The 20,802-nt window shown below is 41.9% G+C and carries 18 protein-coding genes, 1 tRNA gene and 2 pseudogenes; 10 read left to right on the plus strand and 11 right to left on the minus strand.

The window, feature by feature from the left end:
• Positions 1 to 73 precede the first annotated feature (73 nt).
• Positions 74 to 226 carry a hypothetical protein gene (locus ISX59_RS03775; protein ID WP_080720311.1) on the minus strand — a complete coding sequence of 51 codons (153 nt, stop codon included), beginning with the start codon at positions 224 to 226 and terminating at the stop codon, positions 74 to 76.
• A gap of 501 nt (positions 227 to 727) precedes the next feature.
• Here ISX59_RS03775 and ISX59_RS03780 point away from each other — a divergent pair.
• The gene (locus ISX59_RS03780) at positions 728 to 1,099 is read left to right on the plus strand and encodes a hypothetical protein (RefSeq protein ID WP_032540961.1); all 372 of its coding nucleotides are present in this window, start codon (positions 728 to 730) and stop codon (positions 1,097 to 1,099) included.
• Between the two features lie 396 nt (positions 1,100 to 1,495).
• Here the strand turns inward: ISX59_RS03780 and ISX59_RS03785 are convergent.
• A pseudogene (locus ISX59_RS03785) lies at positions 1,496 to 1,687 on the minus strand (Arm DNA-binding domain-containing protein); the annotation flags it as partial.
• 470 nt (positions 1,688 to 2,157) lie between these two features.
• Here ISX59_RS03785 and ISX59_RS03790 point away from each other — a divergent pair.
• The 6 genes and pseudogenes from ISX59_RS03790 (at position 2,158) to mobV (ending at position 8,915) form a co-directional block, all read left to right on the plus strand.
• Positions 2,158 to 3,450, plus strand: a complete 1,293-nt coding sequence (locus tag ISX59_RS03790; RefSeq protein WP_005677642.1) for a site-specific integrase — start codon at positions 2,158 to 2,160, stop codon at positions 3,448 to 3,450.
• Between the two features lie 13 nt (positions 3,451 to 3,463).
• On the plus strand, positions 3,464 to 4,480 hold the full coding sequence (locus tag ISX59_RS03795) for a hypothetical protein (RefSeq protein ID WP_005677641.1): 1,017 nt from the start codon (positions 3,464 to 3,466) through the stop codon (positions 4,478 to 4,480).
• A 222-nt stretch (positions 4,481 to 4,702) separates the two neighbouring features.
• A pseudogene (locus ISX59_RS03800) lies at positions 4,703 to 5,009 on the plus strand (DUF3853 family protein).
• Positions 5,010 to 5,021: 12 nt separating this feature from the next.
• Positions 5,022 to 6,095 (plus strand): AAA family ATPase, encoded by a 1,074-nt coding sequence (locus ISX59_RS03805; RefSeq protein WP_005677638.1) that lies wholly within the window; start codon positions 5,022 to 5,024, stop codon positions 6,093 to 6,095.
• Between the two features lie 327 nt (positions 6,096 to 6,422).
• On the plus strand, positions 6,423 to 7,391 hold the full coding sequence (locus tag ISX59_RS03810) for a toprim domain-containing protein (RefSeq protein WP_005816488.1): 969 nt from the start codon (positions 6,423 to 6,425) through the stop codon (positions 7,389 to 7,391).
• 183 nt (positions 7,392 to 7,574) lie between these two features.
• On the plus strand, positions 7,575 to 8,915 hold the full coding sequence (mobV, locus tag ISX59_RS03815; protein WP_005677636.1) for a MobV family relaxase: 1,341 nt from the start codon (positions 7,575 to 7,577) through the stop codon (positions 8,913 to 8,915).
• 133 nt (positions 8,916 to 9,048) lie between these two features.
• Here mobV and ISX59_RS03820 read toward each other — a convergent pair whose 3' ends face one another.
• From ISX59_RS03820 to ISX59_RS03850, 7 genes are all read right to left on the minus strand, one after another.
• Entirely contained in the window at positions 9,049 to 9,546 is a 498-nt protein-coding gene (locus tag ISX59_RS03820; protein WP_005677635.1) for a PH domain-containing protein, read from the minus strand.
• A 23-nt stretch (positions 9,547 to 9,569) separates the two neighbouring features.
• Entirely contained in the window at positions 9,570 to 10,538 is a 969-nt protein-coding gene (locus tag ISX59_RS03825; RefSeq protein ID WP_005677634.1) for a DUF4848 domain-containing protein, read from the minus strand.
• A gap of 164 nt (positions 10,539 to 10,702) precedes the next feature.
• The gene (locus tag ISX59_RS03830; RefSeq protein WP_005677633.1) at positions 10,703 to 11,497 is read right to left on the minus strand and encodes a hypothetical protein; all 795 of its coding nucleotides are present in this window, start codon (positions 11,495 to 11,497) and stop codon (positions 10,703 to 10,705) included.
• Between the two features lie 267 nt (positions 11,498 to 11,764).
• Complete coding sequence (locus ISX59_RS03835; protein ID WP_005677632.1) at positions 11,765 to 12,421, minus strand: hypothetical protein; 657 nt, start codon at positions 12,419 to 12,421, stop codon at positions 11,765 to 11,767.
• A gap of 44 nt (positions 12,422 to 12,465) precedes the next feature.
• Positions 12,466 to 12,786 carry a hypothetical protein gene (locus ISX59_RS03840; protein ID WP_005677631.1) on the minus strand — a complete coding sequence of 107 codons (321 nt, stop codon included), beginning with the start codon at positions 12,784 to 12,786 and terminating at the stop codon, positions 12,466 to 12,468.
• A 166-nt stretch (positions 12,787 to 12,952) separates the two neighbouring features.
• The gene (locus ISX59_RS03845; RefSeq protein WP_011965612.1) at positions 12,953 to 13,792 is read right to left on the minus strand and encodes a hypothetical protein; all 840 of its coding nucleotides are present in this window, start codon (positions 13,790 to 13,792) and stop codon (positions 12,953 to 12,955) included.
• Between the two features lie 679 nt (positions 13,793 to 14,471).
• Positions 14,472 to 14,556, minus strand: a tRNA-Ser gene (locus ISX59_RS03850).
• A 247-nt stretch (positions 14,557 to 14,803) separates the two neighbouring features.
• On the opposite strand from ISX59_RS03850, the gene pflB reads away from it, so the two are divergent.
• Together pflB and pflA are read left to right on the plus strand one after the other, a co-directional pair.
• Positions 14,804 to 17,032, plus strand: coding sequence for a formate C-acetyltransferase (pflB, locus tag ISX59_RS03855; protein ID WP_005776049.1), 2,229 nt, complete (start codon positions 14,804 to 14,806; stop codon positions 17,030 to 17,032).
• A gap of 4 nt (positions 17,033 to 17,036) precedes the next feature.
• Entirely contained in the window at positions 17,037 to 17,762 is a 726-nt protein-coding gene (gene pflA / locus ISX59_RS03860; RefSeq protein ID WP_032540673.1) for a pyruvate formate-lyase-activating protein, read from the plus strand.
• Between the two features lie 192 nt (positions 17,763 to 17,954).
• Here pflA and ISX59_RS03865 read toward each other — a convergent pair whose 3' ends face one another.
• Positions 17,955 to 19,214: an outer membrane beta-barrel protein gene (locus ISX59_RS03865; RefSeq protein WP_220575722.1), complete on the minus strand. Its 1,260-nt coding sequence runs from the start codon at positions 19,212 to 19,214 to the stop codon at positions 17,955 to 17,957.
• Positions 19,215 to 19,267: 53 nt separating this feature from the next.
• A complete protein-coding gene (locus tag ISX59_RS03870) occupies positions 19,268 to 19,816 on the minus strand; it encodes an RNA polymerase sigma factor (RefSeq protein ID WP_005776045.1) in 549 nt (182 codons plus the stop codon).
• Between the two features lie 189 nt (positions 19,817 to 20,005).
• On the opposite strand from ISX59_RS03870, the gene ISX59_RS03875 reads away from it, so the two are divergent.
• Positions 20,006 to 20,761, plus strand: a complete 756-nt coding sequence (locus tag ISX59_RS03875; RefSeq protein WP_220575683.1) for a NigD-like protein — start codon at positions 20,006 to 20,008, stop codon at positions 20,759 to 20,761.
• Positions 20,762 to 20,802 lie beyond the last annotated feature (41 nt).

Below are 20,802 nucleotides of genomic sequence, written 5' to 3' on the forward strand. Positions count from 1 at the left end.
AATATACAGCGGCTGTATCTTCATATTGATACAACTGCTGTTAAGTTCTTCTTCAAATTTGGTGGTAAATTCTTTATTTCTTTATTTTCAAGTTGATAATTATCCTTTTTGCTTGCTTTAATAAGAAAAAATAGACACCGGCTGAATAAGATAACTCAAGTTTCGGAAGTGAATTTGCGCCGTCTGAACCGGTATCTTCATCCTTATCCCTTTCTTCAATTAACATTGTTAACGCCTTTTGCAGGTTGTCAGGTTCTTATGCGCAAATAATAAGGCTTTTGCATTTAAAGAACTTGTTATTCACATCCAAAGAACAAGCTTTAACTCTGTGTTAAAACAAAGCTTTTGAGGATAGAAATCTTACTTTTTAAAGATATTGATTTTCAGATGGTTTATTTTTAAATTTGCTTCTTCACCTCATGGATGGACTCTTCGGGGGAAAGCCGGGATACTTGCTTTTTTGTCAACTATAAACGAGAGCTTACACTTCCGAAAACGGAATTAGATTCCATGAGTAAAAGAAAACTTACCACCAAATTTAAAGAAGAACCTGCTGTTATCAAACACTTATTTTTGATATAATTTAAGAGAAATAAGAACTCTTAAACTGGCGAACTACCGTTTTTATATGAAGGACTAACAGGGAGATTCATGTAGTTTCCTGGATTTGTGCAGTGAAGCCTGTTACAAGTTACAAGAACTTCGGGAGCGATGGAGGTATAAAAGAATGTATAATACTCGATATTACAAAGAGAAATATGAACAGTTGAGTAAGGTATCCCATAAGCAAATGTTGCAAATCACGGTTTTACAAACCCATATATCTAAGTGTGAAGCTATCATGGCTGAGTTGAAGAAAATCAGCGAAGGAGTTTACAGACAAAGGAACAAGATAGCATACGTAGTCTCCTTTACGATAACAGACAAAGGCCTTTATATAAAAAATATAGACTTTGTATTGCATCTGGTACTACCTGATTTTAAATGGAAAGCAACAATCGCTGAATGCCGTATCTGTTACAAAAGTATATTCACTGAGAAAACATATTTTATCTTGATTCCCTTCTTGCAGTATTTGATTACCGTAACCGAGGTTTAGGAAGTGAAATTATTTATTACATAGAAGACATTGCAAAAAACTTGGAGCAGAAATCATTCAGGAAGACGTAAAACAATCGGAAAATGAAGAGTATGAATTACGTTTAAAATTCTATCGAAATTTAGGATATGAAATTACGGGCACACCTGGTATTAATAAAATAAGAGAACAACTGAATAACGATAAGCGTAGATAGAGAGAATGTCTATCCTCAAACCTGTATATACTCCGAATATCCTACAAAACTCTGTATCATCGACTTTCGTCCGGCCATTTTTCAGATGGGGCATTTCAAAAGGAATCCCCATGCCTTTCAAGAAATCCTCCCAAATTTTAGCATCACGTTTGACAGACCCGAAATGTCGCCCGCACATCGTCCAACAGGAAATTGAGTTAGCATGCTTTCAAGGAATTGCCCGCCATTCTTTACGTATTGACATCCCACAACTCCGGCACTACATCCAAGTTGGAGCTGAATTGTACGATTTCGCCATTGACAGTCAAACGGATCATGATTCCCGACTTGCCTTCTTTGTTTACTTGATCCTTTCGAATGTAGAAAAGAATCTTGAATGCACTCTTGCTCATAATACCTCCTTTTTCTGCCTTTTTGCCGAGGGTAAAAACTTTTAGTGGCAAAGAAATGATTAATAATTGAGTTACGAGCAGACATATTAAAGACAACAGACAACAAATCAGAGACTACCCTAAAAATCGTCACTAAAATCAACCGTCAATTTTCAGTAACGATTTAGTAACGGTACTCTGTCTAAACAGGGCTTTTCTGTGTATTTCGGATGTCCGAGAAGAGAAATAAAAAATCCCGTAAAACCTTGATTTTACGGGATTTGTCATACTTTGACCCCTTTTTGTCTTTGGGGTTCTGCGGAGAGACAGGTTCTATCACCTATCATTTCAAACAATATCACAAACTCGTAATATCTTGTTAATTACCAAGTTATTACAAAGCAAACAGAAAATAAAATATCTCTTAATATCTTTGCATATCTCACTTTTTGGGTGTATTTTTGGGTGTCAATTTTCAAACACACCCAATTATGAATATCAAAAGAAACATCATTTTCGCACTGGAAAGCCGGAAGAAAAACGGTGTGCCAATCACAGAGAATGTGCCTATCCGTATGCGTGTGATATTCGCAAGCCAGCGTATAGAGTTTACAACGGGCTACCGCATTGACGCTACCAAATGGGATACGGACAAACAAAGGGTAAAGAACGGATGCACAAACAAACTGAAGCTAAGCGCATCCGAAATCAATGCAGACCTGCTAAGACAGTATACGGAGATACAGAACATCTTCAAAGAGTTTGAAGTACAGAACGTACTACCCACACCCGCACAGATAAAGGACAGCTTCAATGCAAGGATGAAGGATGCACCAGTCACAGAGCAGGAAACAGCCGAAGGACCTAAAATCAGCTTTTGGGAGGCGTTCGAGGAGTTTGTAAGGGAATGCGGGAAACAGAACGACTGGACAGACGCAACCTACGAAAAATTCGCTGCGGTAAAGAACCACCTGAAAGAGTTCAGGGATGAACTTTCCTTTGATACGTTCACCGAGAACGGTCTGAATGACTATGTGGACTTCCTGCGTAACAAGAAAGATATGCGTAACAGCACCATAGGCAAGCAGATAGCCTTCCTGAAATGGTTCCTGCGGTGGAGTTTCAAGAAAGGGTACAATCAGAACATGGCTTATGACAGCTTCAAGCCCAAGCTGAAAAACACACCCAAAAAAGTGATATTCCTCACATGGGAGGAACTGAACAGACTGAAAGACTACAAGATACCCCAAACCAAGCAGTATCTCGAACGGGTAAGGGACGTTTTTCTGTTCTGCTGTTTCAGCGGGCTGCGCTATTCGGACGTGTACAACCTCAAACGGAGCGACATCAAGCCCGACCATATAGAAGTGACCACCGTAAAGACAGCGGACAGCCTTATCATAGAGTTAAACAACCACAGCAAGGCGATACTGGAAAAATACAAAAGCGTACACTTTGAAGATCACAAGGCACTTCCGGTCATCAGCAACCAAAAGATGAACGATTATTTGAAAGAACTGGGGGAACTTGCGGAAATCAACGACCCGGTAAGGGAAACTTACTACAAGGGAAATGAACGTATAGACACCGTCACACCCAAATACGCCCTGCTGGGAACCCATGCCGGAAGACGGACATTCATCTGCAACGCTTTGGCATTGGGTATTCCCGCACAAGTGGTGATGAAGTGGACGGGACACAGCGACTACAAGGCGATGAAACCATACATAGACGTTGCCGATGACATCAAGGCCAATGCGATGAACAAATTCAACCAACTGTAAACACAACAATAGCATGGAAGAAAGAATAACCTCAATGATACCCCGCTACGGGAAACTCAACAAGACATATACGGAAATAACATCCGGTGACGGCCTCTCTTTTGAGAAGCAGAAGTTCATTCATGACTTTTACAAAGAGTATGAAGACACACAGACCTTTGAAAAGGCACTTATCAGCCTCATGCTTGAAACGGAGGGTACGCACTTTTCCATATTGCTGAACAGCCTGAAACGGGAGATTGAAAACAATATCTCAATGTATAATACCTGCAAGGAGTTTTTCGACCGTCTCGATATTGAACATATCTGCCGGCAGCATGAAAGATGTCATGACCGGGACATCGAAAGACAAATGCAAATCACAAACGAATATTACCGGGAACTTATGGAAGCTAACGGATCTTTGGAGGCAGTCGGTTTCAGGGAACATGATCGTCAGGAAGAGGAAAGGTTGGAAAAAAGATACGGGCAGTGCAAACGGGAATACGACAGGGAGAAAGCCAAGCTGGATGAACTATATGCACAGAAGGAACAGGCAAGGCGGGAAGCCCTACAATACCTGAAAAACCGCTGCGGAGACATATACAGGCTGGACGGATCGCTGCTGGCAATCCTCGAAAAATACATGACCGGCCAAAAGAAAAAGGAAGGGGAAGAAAAAGAGGCCGCCACACCGACACCCTCACCCACCTATTTTCCCATGAAACTCTTGTCAGCCGTTTACGAAAAATGTAACGGTGAACAGTTCGAAGCCATTTCCGAACTGGACTTTTACGCCAGCATGAACCTGCAACCGTGCGAAGGCAAACTGATAATAAGACCGAGGGAAAAGGCTCGTGTATGTTATCTTATTTTCCTTATGGGTGAAACACTGCACAAACCAGACAGAGAAAAATGGAGAAAGGACATCATGAACCTGCTGGGAATAGACGACACATACTATAAATCAAAATACAAAGAACCCGTTTCCGATTTTCCCAGTGACAGCAATCAGATATTTGCGAAGGAAATGCAGTCAATATTCCGATAGTCAGCGATACGCCACGACATTCCACGAAACAACCACTTTTACCACCCGAAATATTTTTCACCACTCTTTATTATCTTCTGATATTTAGTGAGATAGCGTGATACCCCATTCACGCTATCCACATCCTTACCACCCGTATTCGGGATTAACTTTGCACTGTTCGAACGAAACAAAAAAGCCCGTGCGCAGGGCTTACAGTACAAACGTTAAATTCATTCCAACATGGAAATCAGAGAACTTTTATCAAAGCCCGTATGGCAGATGACGGGAGAGGAATTTATATTACTGAACCGACGCCCTGCAGGAAAGGGAAGCGAGAGCAGCACAGCCCGCAGCCGATACGGAAAAGAAATACGTGTACGGGATAGGCGGCATAGCACGCCTGTTCGGGTGCAGTATGCCCACAGCAAACCGCATCAAGAAAAGTGGGAAGATAGACAGAGCCATTACGCAGATAGGACGCAAAATCATCGTAGATGCGGACATGGCACTCGAACTGGCAGGACACAAAAGCGGGGGACGCAGATAAGGAGGTACGGACATGGAGTACAGAGAAAGAAAAGAAGTCACGCCCGAAGCGGCGGTGATACTGTGGCAAGCCTCACGGCTCGACCTTTCGGAAGACTACGAGAGGGCACCCGAAATACTGAAAGTACACGGTTCCGTCATAGGCACGCTGGGGAACTTCAGCGCATCAATCGGAAAAGCAAAGAGCAAGAAAACGTTCAATGTTTCCGCAATCGTGGCGGCTGCACTGAAAAACGGGACAGTGCTAAGCTACACGGCGGAACTGCCCGAAAACAGGAGGAAAATACTCTATGTGGATACCGAACAAAGTTCCTACCACTGTGCGAAAGTGGCAAAAAGAATATTGCGCATGGCGGGACTGCCGACAGGCAGGAACCATAAAGACCTTGAATTCCTTGTCCTAAGGAAGTACACGCCCGAGGAACGAATAGCAATCGTGAGGGAGGCCATTTACCGCACCGAAAATGTAGGGCTGGTAGTCATTGACGGAATACGGGATATGGTGTACGACATCAACAGCCCCAGCGAGTCCACGAAGGTAATCTCCCTGCTGATGACATGGACGGGGGAAAGACACATACACATACACACCATACTGCATCAGAACAAGGGGGACGAGAACGCAAGGGGACACATCGGAACGGAGCTTAGCAACAAGGCCGAAACAGTGCTGCAAGTGGAGAAGGACGAGAAGGACCCCGACATCAGTACGGTCAAGGCAGCACATATCAGGGCGATGAACTTCGAACCGTTCGCATTCCGCATCAACGGGGAAGCATTGCCCGAACTGCTGGACGAATACCTGTTCAAACACAAGGATCCGGGAAAAGGGAAAAAGGAGAAGTTCGACCCCTACAAGGACATCACAGAGAAGCAGCACCGCATCGCACTGGAAGCGGCATTCACACTCAAAGATGAATACGGCTACAAGGAGCTTGCGGAAGAATTGAGGAAAACCTACGCCTCTGTCGGTGTCATGCTTGGGGGAAACAGGCTGACAGACCTCATTACAGTACTGAAAAACAAACGGATGATAGTACAGGAGAACGGCAGGAAATACACCTTCAAACCCGATTTTCACTATTAGCGGTATTGTATGGGAACCACTTTACTTTAGTCCCGTACCATATATATACGGAAGTAAAGTAAAGTGGATATAGCCCGTAATATACAAAAAGATACGGGCGAAAAGAAAAAATAATATTCACACTTGACAAGAACAACGGTATGACAGTACGGAAAAGGGTATGGTCTCATACCAGGCCTCCACCATGACGGCACAGACCGGAAACCGCTTTACTTTAGTCTGGGGGCATATATATAGCAAAGTAAAGTAAAGCGGATGCAGCCCGTAACACATGAAAGGGTACGGGCGAAAAACCCAAAAACAATATCTACTTAAAACAGAAATATGATGAATATGAATGAAGCGAAGCAGATACGCATAGAGGAATATCTGCACAGTCTTGGATACAGTCCGGTAAGGCAACAGGGTGGTAGTCTATGGTACAACTCACCGTTCAGGGACGAACAGGAACCCTCCTTCAAGGTGAACACCGAACGCAACCTATGGTATGATTTTGGCGCAGGCAAAGGTGGTAATATCATCGCACTGGCACAGGAGCTATACGCATCCGACAGTCTGCCCTACCTCTTGGAAAGGATAAGGGAGCAGGCACAAAACGTGCGCCCGGTCTCTTTCTCTTTTGGCAAGCAACCCTTATCAAAGCCGAGTTTCCGGCAGTTGGAGGTAGTACCGCTCTCCTCTCCCGCCCTGTATACCTACCTGCGGCAAAGGGGAATAAATACGGAACTGGCAAAAAGAGAATGCAGGGAGGTCCGCTATCTGACCGGGGAAACCCCATACTATGCTATAGGCTTCCCCAACCGTTCGGGAGGATACGAGATACGCAACAAGCATTTCAAGGGATGCATAGCACCGAAGGACATCACCCATATACGACAATCGGAGTCGAAGGAGGCATGCTACATCTTCGAGGGATTCATGGACTACCTCTCTTTCCTCACCCTGCGGCTGGAAAGGTGTCCCGACCGTCCCGAACTTGACGGACAGGACTACATCGTACTGAACTCGACTTCCGACCTTTCCAAAGCAATCCGACCGTTGGGCGGTTATGAAAGCATCCATTGTTTCCTTGACAACGACAAGGCGGGAATCGAGGCCGTTCAGGAGTTGCAAAAAGAGTACGGGCTACGCATACGGGACGCATCGCACATATACGAAGGGTACAACGATCTGAACGACTTCCTGCGGGATAAAAGGTCAGGACAGGCGCAACGGCAGCAAGAGAAACCGGAAGCGGAAAAAAGGCAACGGCAGACAGAGCAGCCGAAGAAGAAAGGCAAAGGGATCAGGATGTAGCCGCACAGCCACCGGAAGGCTTTGAAAAAAGCCATAGCTCATTAGGGCTTTTTCTTAACGCAATGCACACATTGCTAAAAAAGCCCCAACGAGCCATAGGGGCGCCGCCCCTTTGGAAACCCCGTCTGCCATGCGGCATAAAAGCAAGGCAGGGGAAGTATTAACCTGAAATTATTGACAGTTATGGGATATGCAGTTTTGCATCTGGAAAAGGCAAAAGGGACGGACAGCAGGATGTCCGCACACATAGAGCGCACCGTTCACCCGAAGAATGCGGACAGAACGCGCACACACCTGAACCGGGAGCTCGTACAGTTTCCCGAAGGGGTGAGGAACCGCACGCAGGCGATAGCCCAACGGATAGAAACGGCAGGCATCAGACGCAAGGTGAGCGCCAATCAGGTGAAGGCAATCCGGATACTCCTTACCGGAAGCAACAAGGACATGAAGCAAATGGAAGCGGAAGGACGGATTGAAGACTGGTGTAACGACAGTCTGAAATGGATCCGGGAAACATACGGGGAGCAGAACCTCGTATCGGCAGTACTGCACATGGACGAGAAGACACCACACATACACGCCACAGTCATACCGATAGTGACCGGAGAGCGAAGGAAAGCCGGACAGGAAGAACAGAACGGGAAGAAAAAGTACAGAAAGAAGAACCCGCAGGACGTGAGACTCTGCGCAGATGATGTAATGGCGAGGCACAGGCTAAAACACTATCAGGACACTTATGCCCAAGCCATGAACAAGTACGGCTTGCAGAGAGGCGTGGACGGCTCATTGGCAAAGCATATTTCCACCATGCAATACTACAAGCAGTTGGTGGAGCAGCAGGACAGCCTGCAAGAGAACATAGAAAACCTGCTGGGGCTGGAAGAGGAAGCAATGAAAAAGCTGAAGCAGGTAAAGGGGGAAATCAACGTGCAGAAAATGAAGGGGGCGGCGGTGAACGCCACCACAGCCATAGCGGACGGGGTGAGCTCACTTTTCGGCGGCAGCAAAGTTAAGAAGCTGGAAGCGGAGAATGAAAATTTGAAACGGAACATTGTGAATCTGCAAAAGCAGGTGCAAGCCGAACAGAGGGAGCAGACAAAAATGGAAAACCGTCACAGCAGCGAGATAAACAAAGTTGACCGGAGCTACCGGCAGAAAATCGCAGAATACGACAATCGGCTGGAACTGATAGACACCTACTTTCCTATTGTAAAGGAACTGATACCCATAGCAGAACAATGCCGGGAAGTGGGCTTCACCGAAGAACTGACAAGACGAATTGTCAGCCTGCAACCCGTGGAATTCAAGGGAAGGCTCTATTCAAAGGAGTACAAGGAGAAGTTCAGGACGGAGCACTCAACGGCAACAGTGGAGAGGAACCCGCAGGAGAAAGGAAAATTCAGGCTGTGCATTGACGGAATACCCATACTCGATTGGTTCAGGAAGAAATATCAGGAAATTAAAGAAAAGTTAGGGCTAAACACACCTGTTGAAAACAAGCAACGAAAAGGATTGAAAATATAATCACTTAATAGCAGAGAGGGGCTATTAATTATTAGTGCTCTAAAAAACTAACGGGAAGAATAAAAAACATATTCTTCCCGTCAAGTAATATCATAACTATATTTTCCAACAGACCATATTAATATTCAGCATATTATAAGTGAATCAACAAATCTTTTATAAACATATCTCTGTTCTCACAGCTTAAGAGGTAATTCTTTTTTTCTGTTAATATAAAAATTTGTTGATTGGGATTCTTTACATAGGAATAATATTTCCCATAATGGGTACTGCCCATTACACCTATATACCCCAAAAAGCCATTACTTCCGAAATAACGGACATCATTTTGAACACCGTCATAAACAAAAACGTTCTTAATACAAGAATACGGAATACATTTCTTACCAAACACTCTTTTTATAACGAGTTGATCCTTTTCCAAACAAATAAATGAAGGAATCACTATCAGCATGTATATGTATATAGATACAAGAATGGTACCCAATAACAGGCTTGCGATTTGATCCTGCAAAGATTGTAGCATAAAAGTTCTTAATAGAAACATAAGTCCAGTAGTTAATAAGACAATCTTTAACACCAGAGACCAGCGCTCCATTATCGGCTGAAACTTTGATTTATATACGCTCATTATATTGCTATCTTTACTGTTGACTATATTACACGTATGTTATGAAATGATTGGTTTCCTTTTGCATCTCCCCTTGAAGATTTAAAGTTTTCCACAACTGCATCAAAGACATTTCCAACTCGTTCTATGGGTAGGTTTAAAATCGAAACCTCTTTTCCATAAGGACAAAAGACTGTATTCTTATAATTAAACTTTGAGCTTTTCATTGTTAACATAGCCGAATAACCGGCCTTAACACTCTTTTTCCAAAAAAGTTGTTTCTTTTTAGTTTTAAATTCCACAGCAAAAGAATTACCATTAACGATACGCCCAATAGTCATTGTGCTTTTATATTTTCCATTCTTGATTGTTAATGAAGCATCTTTAAATCCCTTAAAACCTGGCTCAATCGGAGTTGGCTCTGCTGCCTGTGTAGCTGAAACAACTTCATCCAAATCATAAGTAGGATAATCATATTTAGGCCCTCTTAGACTATTACCGATTACAACGTAACCTTTTATATTACCGAGTAAGGACAAATCATTATCAGTGAATGTAAAATAAGGGGTAACGTCGAATAAGTCAACTGTATTAAAAGAAAAAATATCTGAATATTTATCCTTGTACGTATTTATCATCTCTTGTATTAAGTGAGAATCATCACTTTCCATATCAAATATTTTATCGAGCTCCCTATCTGCCTGCTCCCATAAAATATACGCCCCTTCAAAGCCCAACTGCTGAAAATAAGTAAATCTTTCATTTTCTGTCATGTTTTTAAGCTGCCGGAGTGTCTCGCTATACACCTGTTCATCTTTAAAATGAAGAACTGGCATATTCAAGTACTCACTAACACTTCTCGTTTCTTTTACCCACATATCCATTGTCGAAACCTCAACATCCGGTATGGTTTCTTGTGCAGAACCGATAAATTCATTTTCGCTATTGCAAGATAACAAGCTTACAATCATGCATGCACTCAAAATACAACCAAAAATCTTTTCAATTTTCATAGTGTATGATTTTGTATTAAACAATTATTTTATTTAAAAGGCTTTACCTTAACAGTAACCTTTTCCGTTTTATTAGCATGGTTATAAAACACATTACTACAACTTTGAAAGATGATCAAACATCCGAACAATACAAATACTATTTTCTTCATAAATGATACTTTTTATTTAAACAATCCATATATTATTTCTTGTAAAAATCCACCAAAATCCATTTCCACTTTATGCTTTTTAAATTTATAGTAAGGCATTAAGATAGGAGTAACTCCCCCACGTTCAAAAGGATATTCACGATAACCCCTTATACCTAATTCCGTTCCAAAAGAATCCGTTATATCGAAAGCAACACTGCCTCCGTAGTCATTACGGCTGAATGAAGTAACAGGAGTAAATAAAAAACCGCCAAATACATGCAAACTCATTCGGGAATTAAAGGAATAAGAAAGTTTACCCGATATACCAAATGTTTCATCCACATGGCGAGGGGTACTCAACTTCATTGCATGCAATGCAACATCAGCAAATAAATTATCTGACAATGATTTGTTATATCCAATAGCAGCATAGTTAAAAACACCAATACCAATTAAATTCATTTGGCGTCCCATGCCGTAAACGTGACCATTCCACAATGGGGCTATTACCCCCGACACATTATATTCCCCTTTATGTAAAGGACTTTGGTCTGTGTAAAAAAACGGTCCACCCTTCTTGAATTGAAGAGTAACACCGGAATTTGCAAAAATAACAGAATTTTGATATTCCCAAATAGGATATTTAACCGAATCAACTGCAAAATCTTTGTGAAAACGCAAATACCGTTTTCTCACAGGATTCATACCAACCCACTTCGATTCTTGACCATACATCCCAAGAGGACACATGATGATCCAAAACAAAACAAATGCTGCAAAACTAATTAATGTAGTCACCTTTCTATACATATTGATTTTCATCATTATGCCCAAAGCATGAAAATAAAAGCATCACACACAAGGGCTGTAAATAAATCCACTGTCAATTTACATTTCTGCGATATTTATTTAAATGAACAATCAGGATTTTTGCACGATTTTCTTACATAATCCTTTAACAGATAGTATAAACAGAAAAACTATTACGAAGCATTTTGTATAATATTCCTGTTCGAATAAATCAACAAGCAGTGGGATTATAATGAATGTTGATAGACAAAAGATCATTATCAGAGTGCTTTTTTTCATGTTTTAGCAAAAAGTAGCAACTCCTACTAAGGCGCCGCTCCACCCACCTAAAGCGGTTCCCGATACTGTACCGATAACAGGTAGTGTGACAGTACCAACTCCTGCACCACCAACCGCACCTAATCCCGCGGATCCTGCAGTTCCTGCAACACATTTCACTACTTTCCATGCCGTCCCCCAAAATCCTCTCGTTGTAGCTTTAGGAGCTTCTAACTCCATAACATAATAAATAGCTTCAACAGCTATATCTACAGAATTCATTAGAATATTGTATTCTTGGGAGTTTGGAGATAGAGTACTATTTTGCACAATTTTTTTGAGCTGAAGCCTTAGAGTTTCAGGGGAAGCCTCTGTATCAACTTTTATGTTTTTCATACTCTCTATTACTTCCATTACTTCAGGGGATATCCTCTCAACATAATCGTCTTCATTGATAGCTCTGGAGATAGGTTTAATATCCTGTATCAAACTATTTGCATAAGCAGCAGCTTCTTCTACTGATTTAAACCCCTTACTTTCAAAGGCACTTTTTATTTGAGAGATTTCGTTAACTTCATCCAATTCCTTTTTGAAATCATTTATCACTTCTTCTGGATCATTACTGCAACCAACAACAATCAACAGCAAGAAAAAAGAAAAAACATACTGTAAAATCTTCATAAGGCTTTTCTTTTTGATTAAACATGTACTAAAAAACACAATTATTATTCTTTTATAATTCTAATATTATCTGGTGTAGGTTCTTCCTCTTGTTCTATTTTAACTAAAATAGAATCATCGAATGTAAGACTTGTTGTTAAGATATATTCGTATCGAGCTACAACCATAGGTTCTTTATAATAAAGAACTTCTAATGTTTTGTTTCCATTATTATATGAATTAATTTTAAAAGGAGGACCATATTTCTTTAAAACCAATTCTTTTGGAGAGCCAATTTTCACAGGATCAGTGGTGAAACGACTAACCCTATATCCGGCACAAGAGCCACAGAATAAAACTATTAAAAATAAAAGGGATATTTTCATGTTATTGAATTTTTATGGGCATTCTTGAATTCAGCATATTTTTGAAATAAATCAACAAGCAGTGGGATTAGTATCATCGGAACATGAAATTAAAAACATAATTGGCAAAATCAATAAATACACATACTGTTTCATTATTAATATAATTAAGTTAATACCGAATATGTTAAAAATCAAAAGTACCATGTTTATAAGAGGACCGAGAAGGTTTATAATAATCCTCACCCGGGGTCTGGGGTTGTATGAAATCCTGTCTGAATATTTCCGTAGGATTATCTGTAATTAAATTTGCATCATGGGTATATATGTTAAAATAGCACTCTGGATCTGTTTTTTGGTTATATGGTCCTTCTCCCACAAAAGTGAATTTGTAAAAACCGATTTTTTCCCCGTCTTTTCTGACCGTAAGAAACCAGACATTACCAGTACTTATCGTTTTAAATCTCAATCCATTTAATGATGAATAAGTTTCCTCTATAAACTGATCATTCAAATATGTTTGCTTTTTACAAATAAAAGGCAATTCAAATTTCCCACCTTCAACTGGTAGAACAAAAGGATTCTGTTCCGAATGGATTTTATACACAAATGTCAACTTCCCTTTATCTATAATTAGGGGAATTTTTTCTACTTTTATACCATTAATAGTAGAGTAAGAAATCTGTAGATCAACATTCAAAATTTTATCTTCCTTATTAATATTTGAGGTTATATTTAATACAACCTGATCACCCTTTATTTTTGTCTCTATATCAGAAAAAAGAGTTTTATCAAATTCTATCGAAACATCCTTGGGAATAATCGGAACCTCTGAATCTAAAATATCATCTATCAATGTTTTTTGAATAATTGTAAAAGTAATAGTACGTTTCTCCCCCAAACAACTAAATGGTTTAGATACATTCTCACTTGGCAGCAACTGATATTCAAAAATTTTATTATCTTCTTCTTTTTCACAGGAAAATAATGCTAAGGAAACGAACAGAAGAATGAATATTTTTTTCATATTAATACTATTTAGTTTTTGCAAATTAAAGGATTTTTCCTGTACAATAAAATACCAATTAATTGGTATTTTATCACAAATAACCATTCAATTTCATTATTATGCCCAAAGCATGAAAATAAAAGTATAACATACAAGAGCTGTAAACAAATCCACTATCAAAACAATAAAATAAATCGTTTTTGCATCTTTGCGATATGCATTTATGCAAAATCATACAAATTTCTTTATCAGTAAAATACCCATTAATTAGTATTTCATTGACAAAATGAAATGTACTTTAAAAGCCCAAAGTTATATTCAATTCATAACCTAAATGCCTATCCAATATAAAAATAATGCGTTTAGCACCAAGATACAAACAGAATAACACAAAATCAAGCTCTAAAGGAATGTATTACTATTATAAAAGACAGAATTATTCGGGAGATTCCCTACTCTAAAAAAGTTAAAGAAAGAAAATGATTCAAATAAATATTAGTGTAACAATATCACCAACAACACAATATCCCCTTTTCAAATTATACAATAAATAATAGTTAAGCAACCAAAGACAGTGCAAAGCCAAATAAGTAATAAAAGAACAAAGTATTAAATAAAGCAAAAACACCCAATTTTACTTTTTAGGGTGTAAAATTGGGTGTTTTTCTTGTAAATCACTGATTTTCAGCATTTATTGCGGAGAGACAGGGATTCGAACCCCGGGTACCTCGCAGTACAACGGTTTTCAAGACCGCCGCAATCGACCACTCTGCCACCTCTCCAAAACTACTCTTCAATAGTGCTTTTCTCTTAAAGCGCTGCAAAGGTACGAATCATTTTCAAATCTGCAAATTTTTCCGCAAAAAATATTTGGAAAGAGTACTTCAACAGAGAGGAACACAACCTCCCTATAAGTAGGTATTTTTATGCTATTCAACATAAAATAGGAACCTTTTATATCCCTAAACCGAAAAAAGATCGTAAATTTGCACGCTCTAAAGGATAACTAACCACTAACTGATTAATTTTATGGAATTGAATAAGACCTTTAAAGATGGACTTTGGAGCAAAGAAATCAACGTCAGAGATTTCGTCAGTAACAACATTACTCCTTACGAAGGGGATGCTTCTTTCCTGCAAGGACCTACTGAACGCACTAAGGCTGTCTGGAACAACTGTCTCAAAGCTCTCGAAGAAGAGAGAAACAACAATGGAATTCGCGCACTTGATTACACTACAGTATCTACTATAACCTCCCACCCTGCCGGCTATATCGATAAAGAGAACGAACTGATCGTCGGATTACAAACCGATCAGGTACTGAAACGTGCCATCAAACCGTTCGGCGGAATTAATGTAGTAATGAAGGCTTGCCGTGAAAACGGAGTAGAGGTGGATGATAGAGTAAAGGATATCTTCACTCATTACCGCAAGACGCACAACGACGGAGTATTCGATGTATACACTGATGAAATCCGTTCATTCCGTTCTTTGGGATTCCTGACCGGGCTTCCTGATAATTATGCACGCGGACGTATCATCGGTGACTATCGCCGCCTTGCCCTTTATGGTCTCGACCGTCTGATCGAAGCCAAGAAAGAGGACCTCCATAATCTTACAGGTCCGATGACAGAAGCCCGCATTCGCCTCCGCGAAGAGGTGGCCGAACAGATCAAGGCACTGAAAGAAATCAAGGTGTTGGGTGAATACTACGGTCTGGATCTCAGCCGCCCGGCATATACCGCACAAGAAGCCGTACAATGGGTGTACATGGCTTATCTGGCTGCTGTAAAAGAGCAGGACGGTGCTGCTATGTCATTGGGTAACGTGTCTTCATTCCTCGATATCTATCTGGAATATGAACTAAGCCAGGGAACTATTACGGAAACATTCGCTCAGGAGTTGATCGACCAGTTCGTTATCAAACTCCGTATGGTACGTCACTTGCGTATGCAGTCGTACAACGATATTTTTGCAGGTGACCCGACATGGGTAACCGAATCCATCGGAGGACGTTTCAACGACGGACGTACAAAGGTCACTAAAACATCTTTCCGTTTCTTACAGACACTCTACAACTTAGGTCCGTCACCGGAACCTAACATGACTGTACTATGGAGTCCTGAACTGCCGGAAGGTTTCAAGGCATTCTGTGCACAAGTATCCATCGATACTTCATCCGTACAGTACGAAAACGATGACCTGATGCGTGAGGTCCGCCAATCGGACGATTACGGTATCGCTTGTTGTGTTTCTTACCAGGAAATCGGAAAGCAAATTCAGTTCTTCGGCGCCCGTGCCAACCTTGCAAAAGCATTGTTGCTGGCAATCAACGGAGGACGTTGCGAAAACACAGGCACTGTCATGGTAAAAGACATCCCTGTATTGACAGGCGAAACGCTGAAGTTCGAAGAAGTAATGGCCAACTATAAAAAGGTATTGGTACAGATCGCCCGTGTATATAACGAGGCCATGAACATCATCCACTATATGCACGATAAGTATTATTACGAAAAGGCTCAGATGGCTTTCGTAGATACTGATCCGCGCATTAACCTTGCTTATGGTGTAGCCGGACTTTCAATCGCTATCGATTCACTGTCTGCCATCAAATATGCGCATGTGAAAGCGCGCCGCAATGACATCGGCCTGACTGAAGGATTCGATATCGAAGGTGCTTTCCCCTGCTTCGGTAACGATGATGACCGTGTAGACCACTTGGGTGTAGACCTGGTATACTTCTTCAGCGAAGAACTGAAGAAACTCCCGGTATACAAAAATGCCCGTCCTACCCTCTCGTTGCTGACCATCACTTCGAACGTGATGTATGGTAAGAAAACAGGTGCCACTCCCGACGGACGTGCCAAAGGCATCGCCTTTGCACCGGGTGCCAACCCCATGCACGGACGTGACAAGAATGGTGCGATTGCTTCGCTCAGTTCAGTAGCTAAGTTGCGCTACCGTGATTCACAGGATGGCATCAGTAACACATTCTCTATCGTTCCGAAATCATTAGGCGCAACTCAAGAGGATCGTATCGACAACCTGGTGACCATGATGGACGGATATTTCACCAAAGGCGCACACCACCTGAACGTGAACGTACTGAACCGTGAAATGCTACAGGATGCAATGGAACATCCCGAAAAGTATCCACAACTGACTATCCGCGTTTCAGGATATGCCGTCAACTTCGTGAAGCTGAGCCGCGAACACCAGCTGGAAGTTATCAGCCGAAGTTTCCACGAAAGAATGTAATTGAATGATAAACGTACACTCATACGAGTCAATGGGAACATTCGACGGGCCGGGTCTCCGGCTCGTCGTTTTCCTTCAGGGGTGTAACTTCCGGTGCCTGTATTGTGCCAATCCGGACACAATCGAAGCCAAAGGAGGTGCGCCAACCCATCCGGATGAAATTGTCCGCATGGCTGTCAGCCAAAAAGCTTTTTTCGGTAAGAAAGGAGGAATAACTTTCTCCGGTGGAGAACCCACTTTTCAGGCGAAAGCTCTTATCCCACTTTTTAAAAGACTGAAGGAAGCTGGAATCCACATCTGCCTCGACACTAACGGCGGACTGTGGAACAATGATGTTGAAGAACTCTTGGGGTTAACTGATTTGGTTTTATTGGATATCAAAGAGTTCAATCCGGAACACCACCAGTCTCTGACCGGAAGAAGTAACGAACAAACACTGAAAACCGCCGCCTGGCTCGAAACCAATCAAAAGCCATTCTGGCTGCGCTATGTATTAGTGCCCGGCTACAGCGACTTCGAAGACGATATCCGGCAGTTGGGAGAACATCTTGGAACGTACCGGATGATTCAGCGTGTAGAGATATTGCCTTATCATACTTTAGGAGTTCATAAATACGAAGCGATGGACAAAGAATATCTCTTGAAAGGAGTGAAAGAAAACACTCCGGAGCAAATAGAAAAGGCCGAAAAATTATTCAGGCAATACTTCCGGACAGTACAAGTAAATTAGCTTATCATTAAGAAGGGGATGAGAGTGTATCAAGAGTCTTTTCAACACAGAGGACACAGCCCCATCCCCTTTATTTTTTTATCACTCCAGAGAGCCACCGCCATTCTAATGAAGTGCCACCGGCATTCCGATTAAATGCCACCGCCACTCTGTTCAAACACCACCGCCACTCCGACTTACATCTGCCTTACTTTAATAAGTGAATCGCAATCCTGCCTGCAAATTAAAGTTACAAGGTGTTTCTTTTCGGATAGTCTGTATTTTCGAACCATCGTCAAAGAAATACGAAACTCCCGGTTCCACATAAAATTCCACATGCTCCGTTGCATTGAACTGAGCTCCTACTGCACCTGCTACAGAAAATTGCAAAGGTTTCACATTCACCTTATCGCCCGCCAGTTTTCCATATACGCATTTCTCAACCATTCCACCGGCAGATACATAAAGCGTAAAGTATTTCTTTTCCAGGAAATTCCAGTTTCCGCGTACCGGGATACCGATATAATGCAGTTTCTGAGTCTGCATCTTGTTATCTCCCTGTCGCTTGACATCGGAAGACAACAACGTATAAGTCAATCCGGTTTCTACGGAGAAACCTTTCGGAAGGGATTTACGTACGGACAATCCGAAACTTACCGGCTGATGATGTTCATAATCCATCACGGTAGTCGTACTGGACTTCAGATAAGGAACTCCCCCTTCAAATACAACTTCCTGATCTGCGGGAATATTCACGGCCCCATTCATAATTGTCATCAGGTCTACCCTGTTGCTCATTGGACGGGGTGCAAAACTTTCCGAACCATTCGTCGGAAGTCCTCCCCCATTGCCTACCCCTACTCCCATCGACCATTTTCCATTCCGCTTTGCAGAAGAACTCTCAATAGGCAACTGGTATTTGTCTTTACCGGATGGCCTCCGGGCCTCTTTCCTTTTCTCTATTTGTGAGGCAGTACTCTCTTTTTTCTCCGTTACAGCAGTTGCTTCAGACTGTGATTCGGCAGGCTTCTCCGCCACCACAGCCTCCGGATGTTTCTCTGCCCCCGGAAAGGCTTCCGGAGTGATCTTTGGATCATTCCCTTTCGCCAAATATCCAGAAGCGGAACTCACGTCTGTCCCTCCCGCCGGCTTCATTGGCTCGGACACGGCGACCTGTACATCCGGTAAAGCCGGTTCCGGCAATATATCCGGATTGACAGCCAATGAAGGAGCCGTCGCATAGCGAATTTCATCTGCGACCGGACTATTCAGGAAATACAAACTTACAGCAGTCGTCACCACCAACACTACGGCAGCCGCGGCAACGGCCCATCGGCGGTACGGATATATTCGTCTTTCGGTTACGGGCATCAGCTCCTTTTCCAGTCGTTCCCAACCGGAAGCAGGTATCGGCTCGGAATAATCCTCGAGCTTCTCTTTGAATGCCTTTATCCATTTTTCGTTTTCTTTCATCATTCTATTCTATTTTAGAAATCCCGGGTTCACTTGGTGTCCGAAGACATACGTCAACCGTTGATCATCAACCATTCCTTTACTTTCTTGGCTAATACACTCTTTGCCCGAAAAAGTTGTGAAGCCGAAGATTTTTCATTAATCCCCAACATCTGTGCGATTTCCTTGTGCGACTTATCTTCAAAGGTGTATAAGTTGAATACGGTACGATATCCGGCGGGGAGTTCGTTAATAAATTGCATCAGCACTTTCTGAGGAATCGCTTCGACAGCCGAAGCATCGGGTTCGTCATAAGTTTCGGGAACTTCATCCAGTGCCATGGTTTGGTTCATCACATCGTTCTTTCTTAAGAACTGTAAAGCCGTATTCACCATTACACGCTCCATCCATGCTCTAAGAGAGCCTTCACCCCGCCAGGTAAACTTGTCGAAGGAGTCGAAAATTTTCAGGAAACCGTCGTGTACCAAGTCCTGTGCCATGTCTCTGTCTCCGGCATAACGAAGACAGACACCAAGCATGCGCCCTGCGTACTGCTCATAAAGTTCTTTGCGGGCACGATTATCTCCCTGCCTGCAACGTTCCGACAGCTCTAATTCATTCATTCTCCTAAACACGTGTTTACCTTATAAATGCAGCAAAGATAGAAATACTGCACTGAGAGAACAACTCTTTTATCACTTTTGTTTCTTTAACATTTTACGATGCAATATTTCACGGCTCCCCGCATTTCTTCAATACAGCGAAGAATAAATCTCAATGAATAAATAGGATACTAAAACCAACAGGAACTTATGAGAAAATTTAAATTAGTAACTTTTACCCTCATTCTGGCACTACTGCCCATCCTGCAGTCTTGTCTGGACAATGAAGACAATGATTATTGGGTCACTTGTCCTCCGGGTGGGGTACTGGCCATCGGTACAATGAAAATTCCCAATGCGGACACCCCGAGGGATTTTTTTATTGCCTTGGACAACGGAAATAACGTATTCCCCGCAGATACGGCCGATATTCGCAACTGGAAATACACCGTCGCAGAAGGACAGAGGGTTTTTGTGGGTTACGTGAAGATGGAAGGAGAAGAAAAACCCGGATATGAAAACGGTAAGATATTCACGATAGAAGATATACTGACAAAGGATATCATCCCGCTGACGGAAGCAACGGCGGACAGCATTGGAGACGACCGCATCAACGTCACGGCGCATGCACTTACAAAGGATTATCTCACCATCGAATACCAGTATCTGGGCAGTATGGACGAGAATAAAAAGCACATGCTGAATCTGGTACAAAACGAAATTACAGGTCCTGTTGAAGACGACGGATATATCTGTCTGGAATTCAGGCATAACGCCTTTGACGACTCTCCCAGTAAACTGGGTTCAAGCCTCGTCTCCTTCAAACTGGCCAATATAGTCGATCTGTTGCCGACAGCAAAAGGAATAAAGCTCCGTGTAAACACGATTTATGACAACATACAGTATATCACAATAGATATCAATGAAGATAAGAACTTAAAAATAAAATCATTTCATTCTCAATAAAACAACAGAAGACACCTGCACAAATTTGACAAAACTAAGAA

This window comes from Bacteroides sp. FSHCM14E1, from assembly GCF_019633785.1.
In the GTDB taxonomy this organism is placed as follows: Bacteria; Bacteroidota; Bacteroidia; order Bacteroidales; family Bacteroidaceae; genus Bacteroides; species Bacteroides hominis.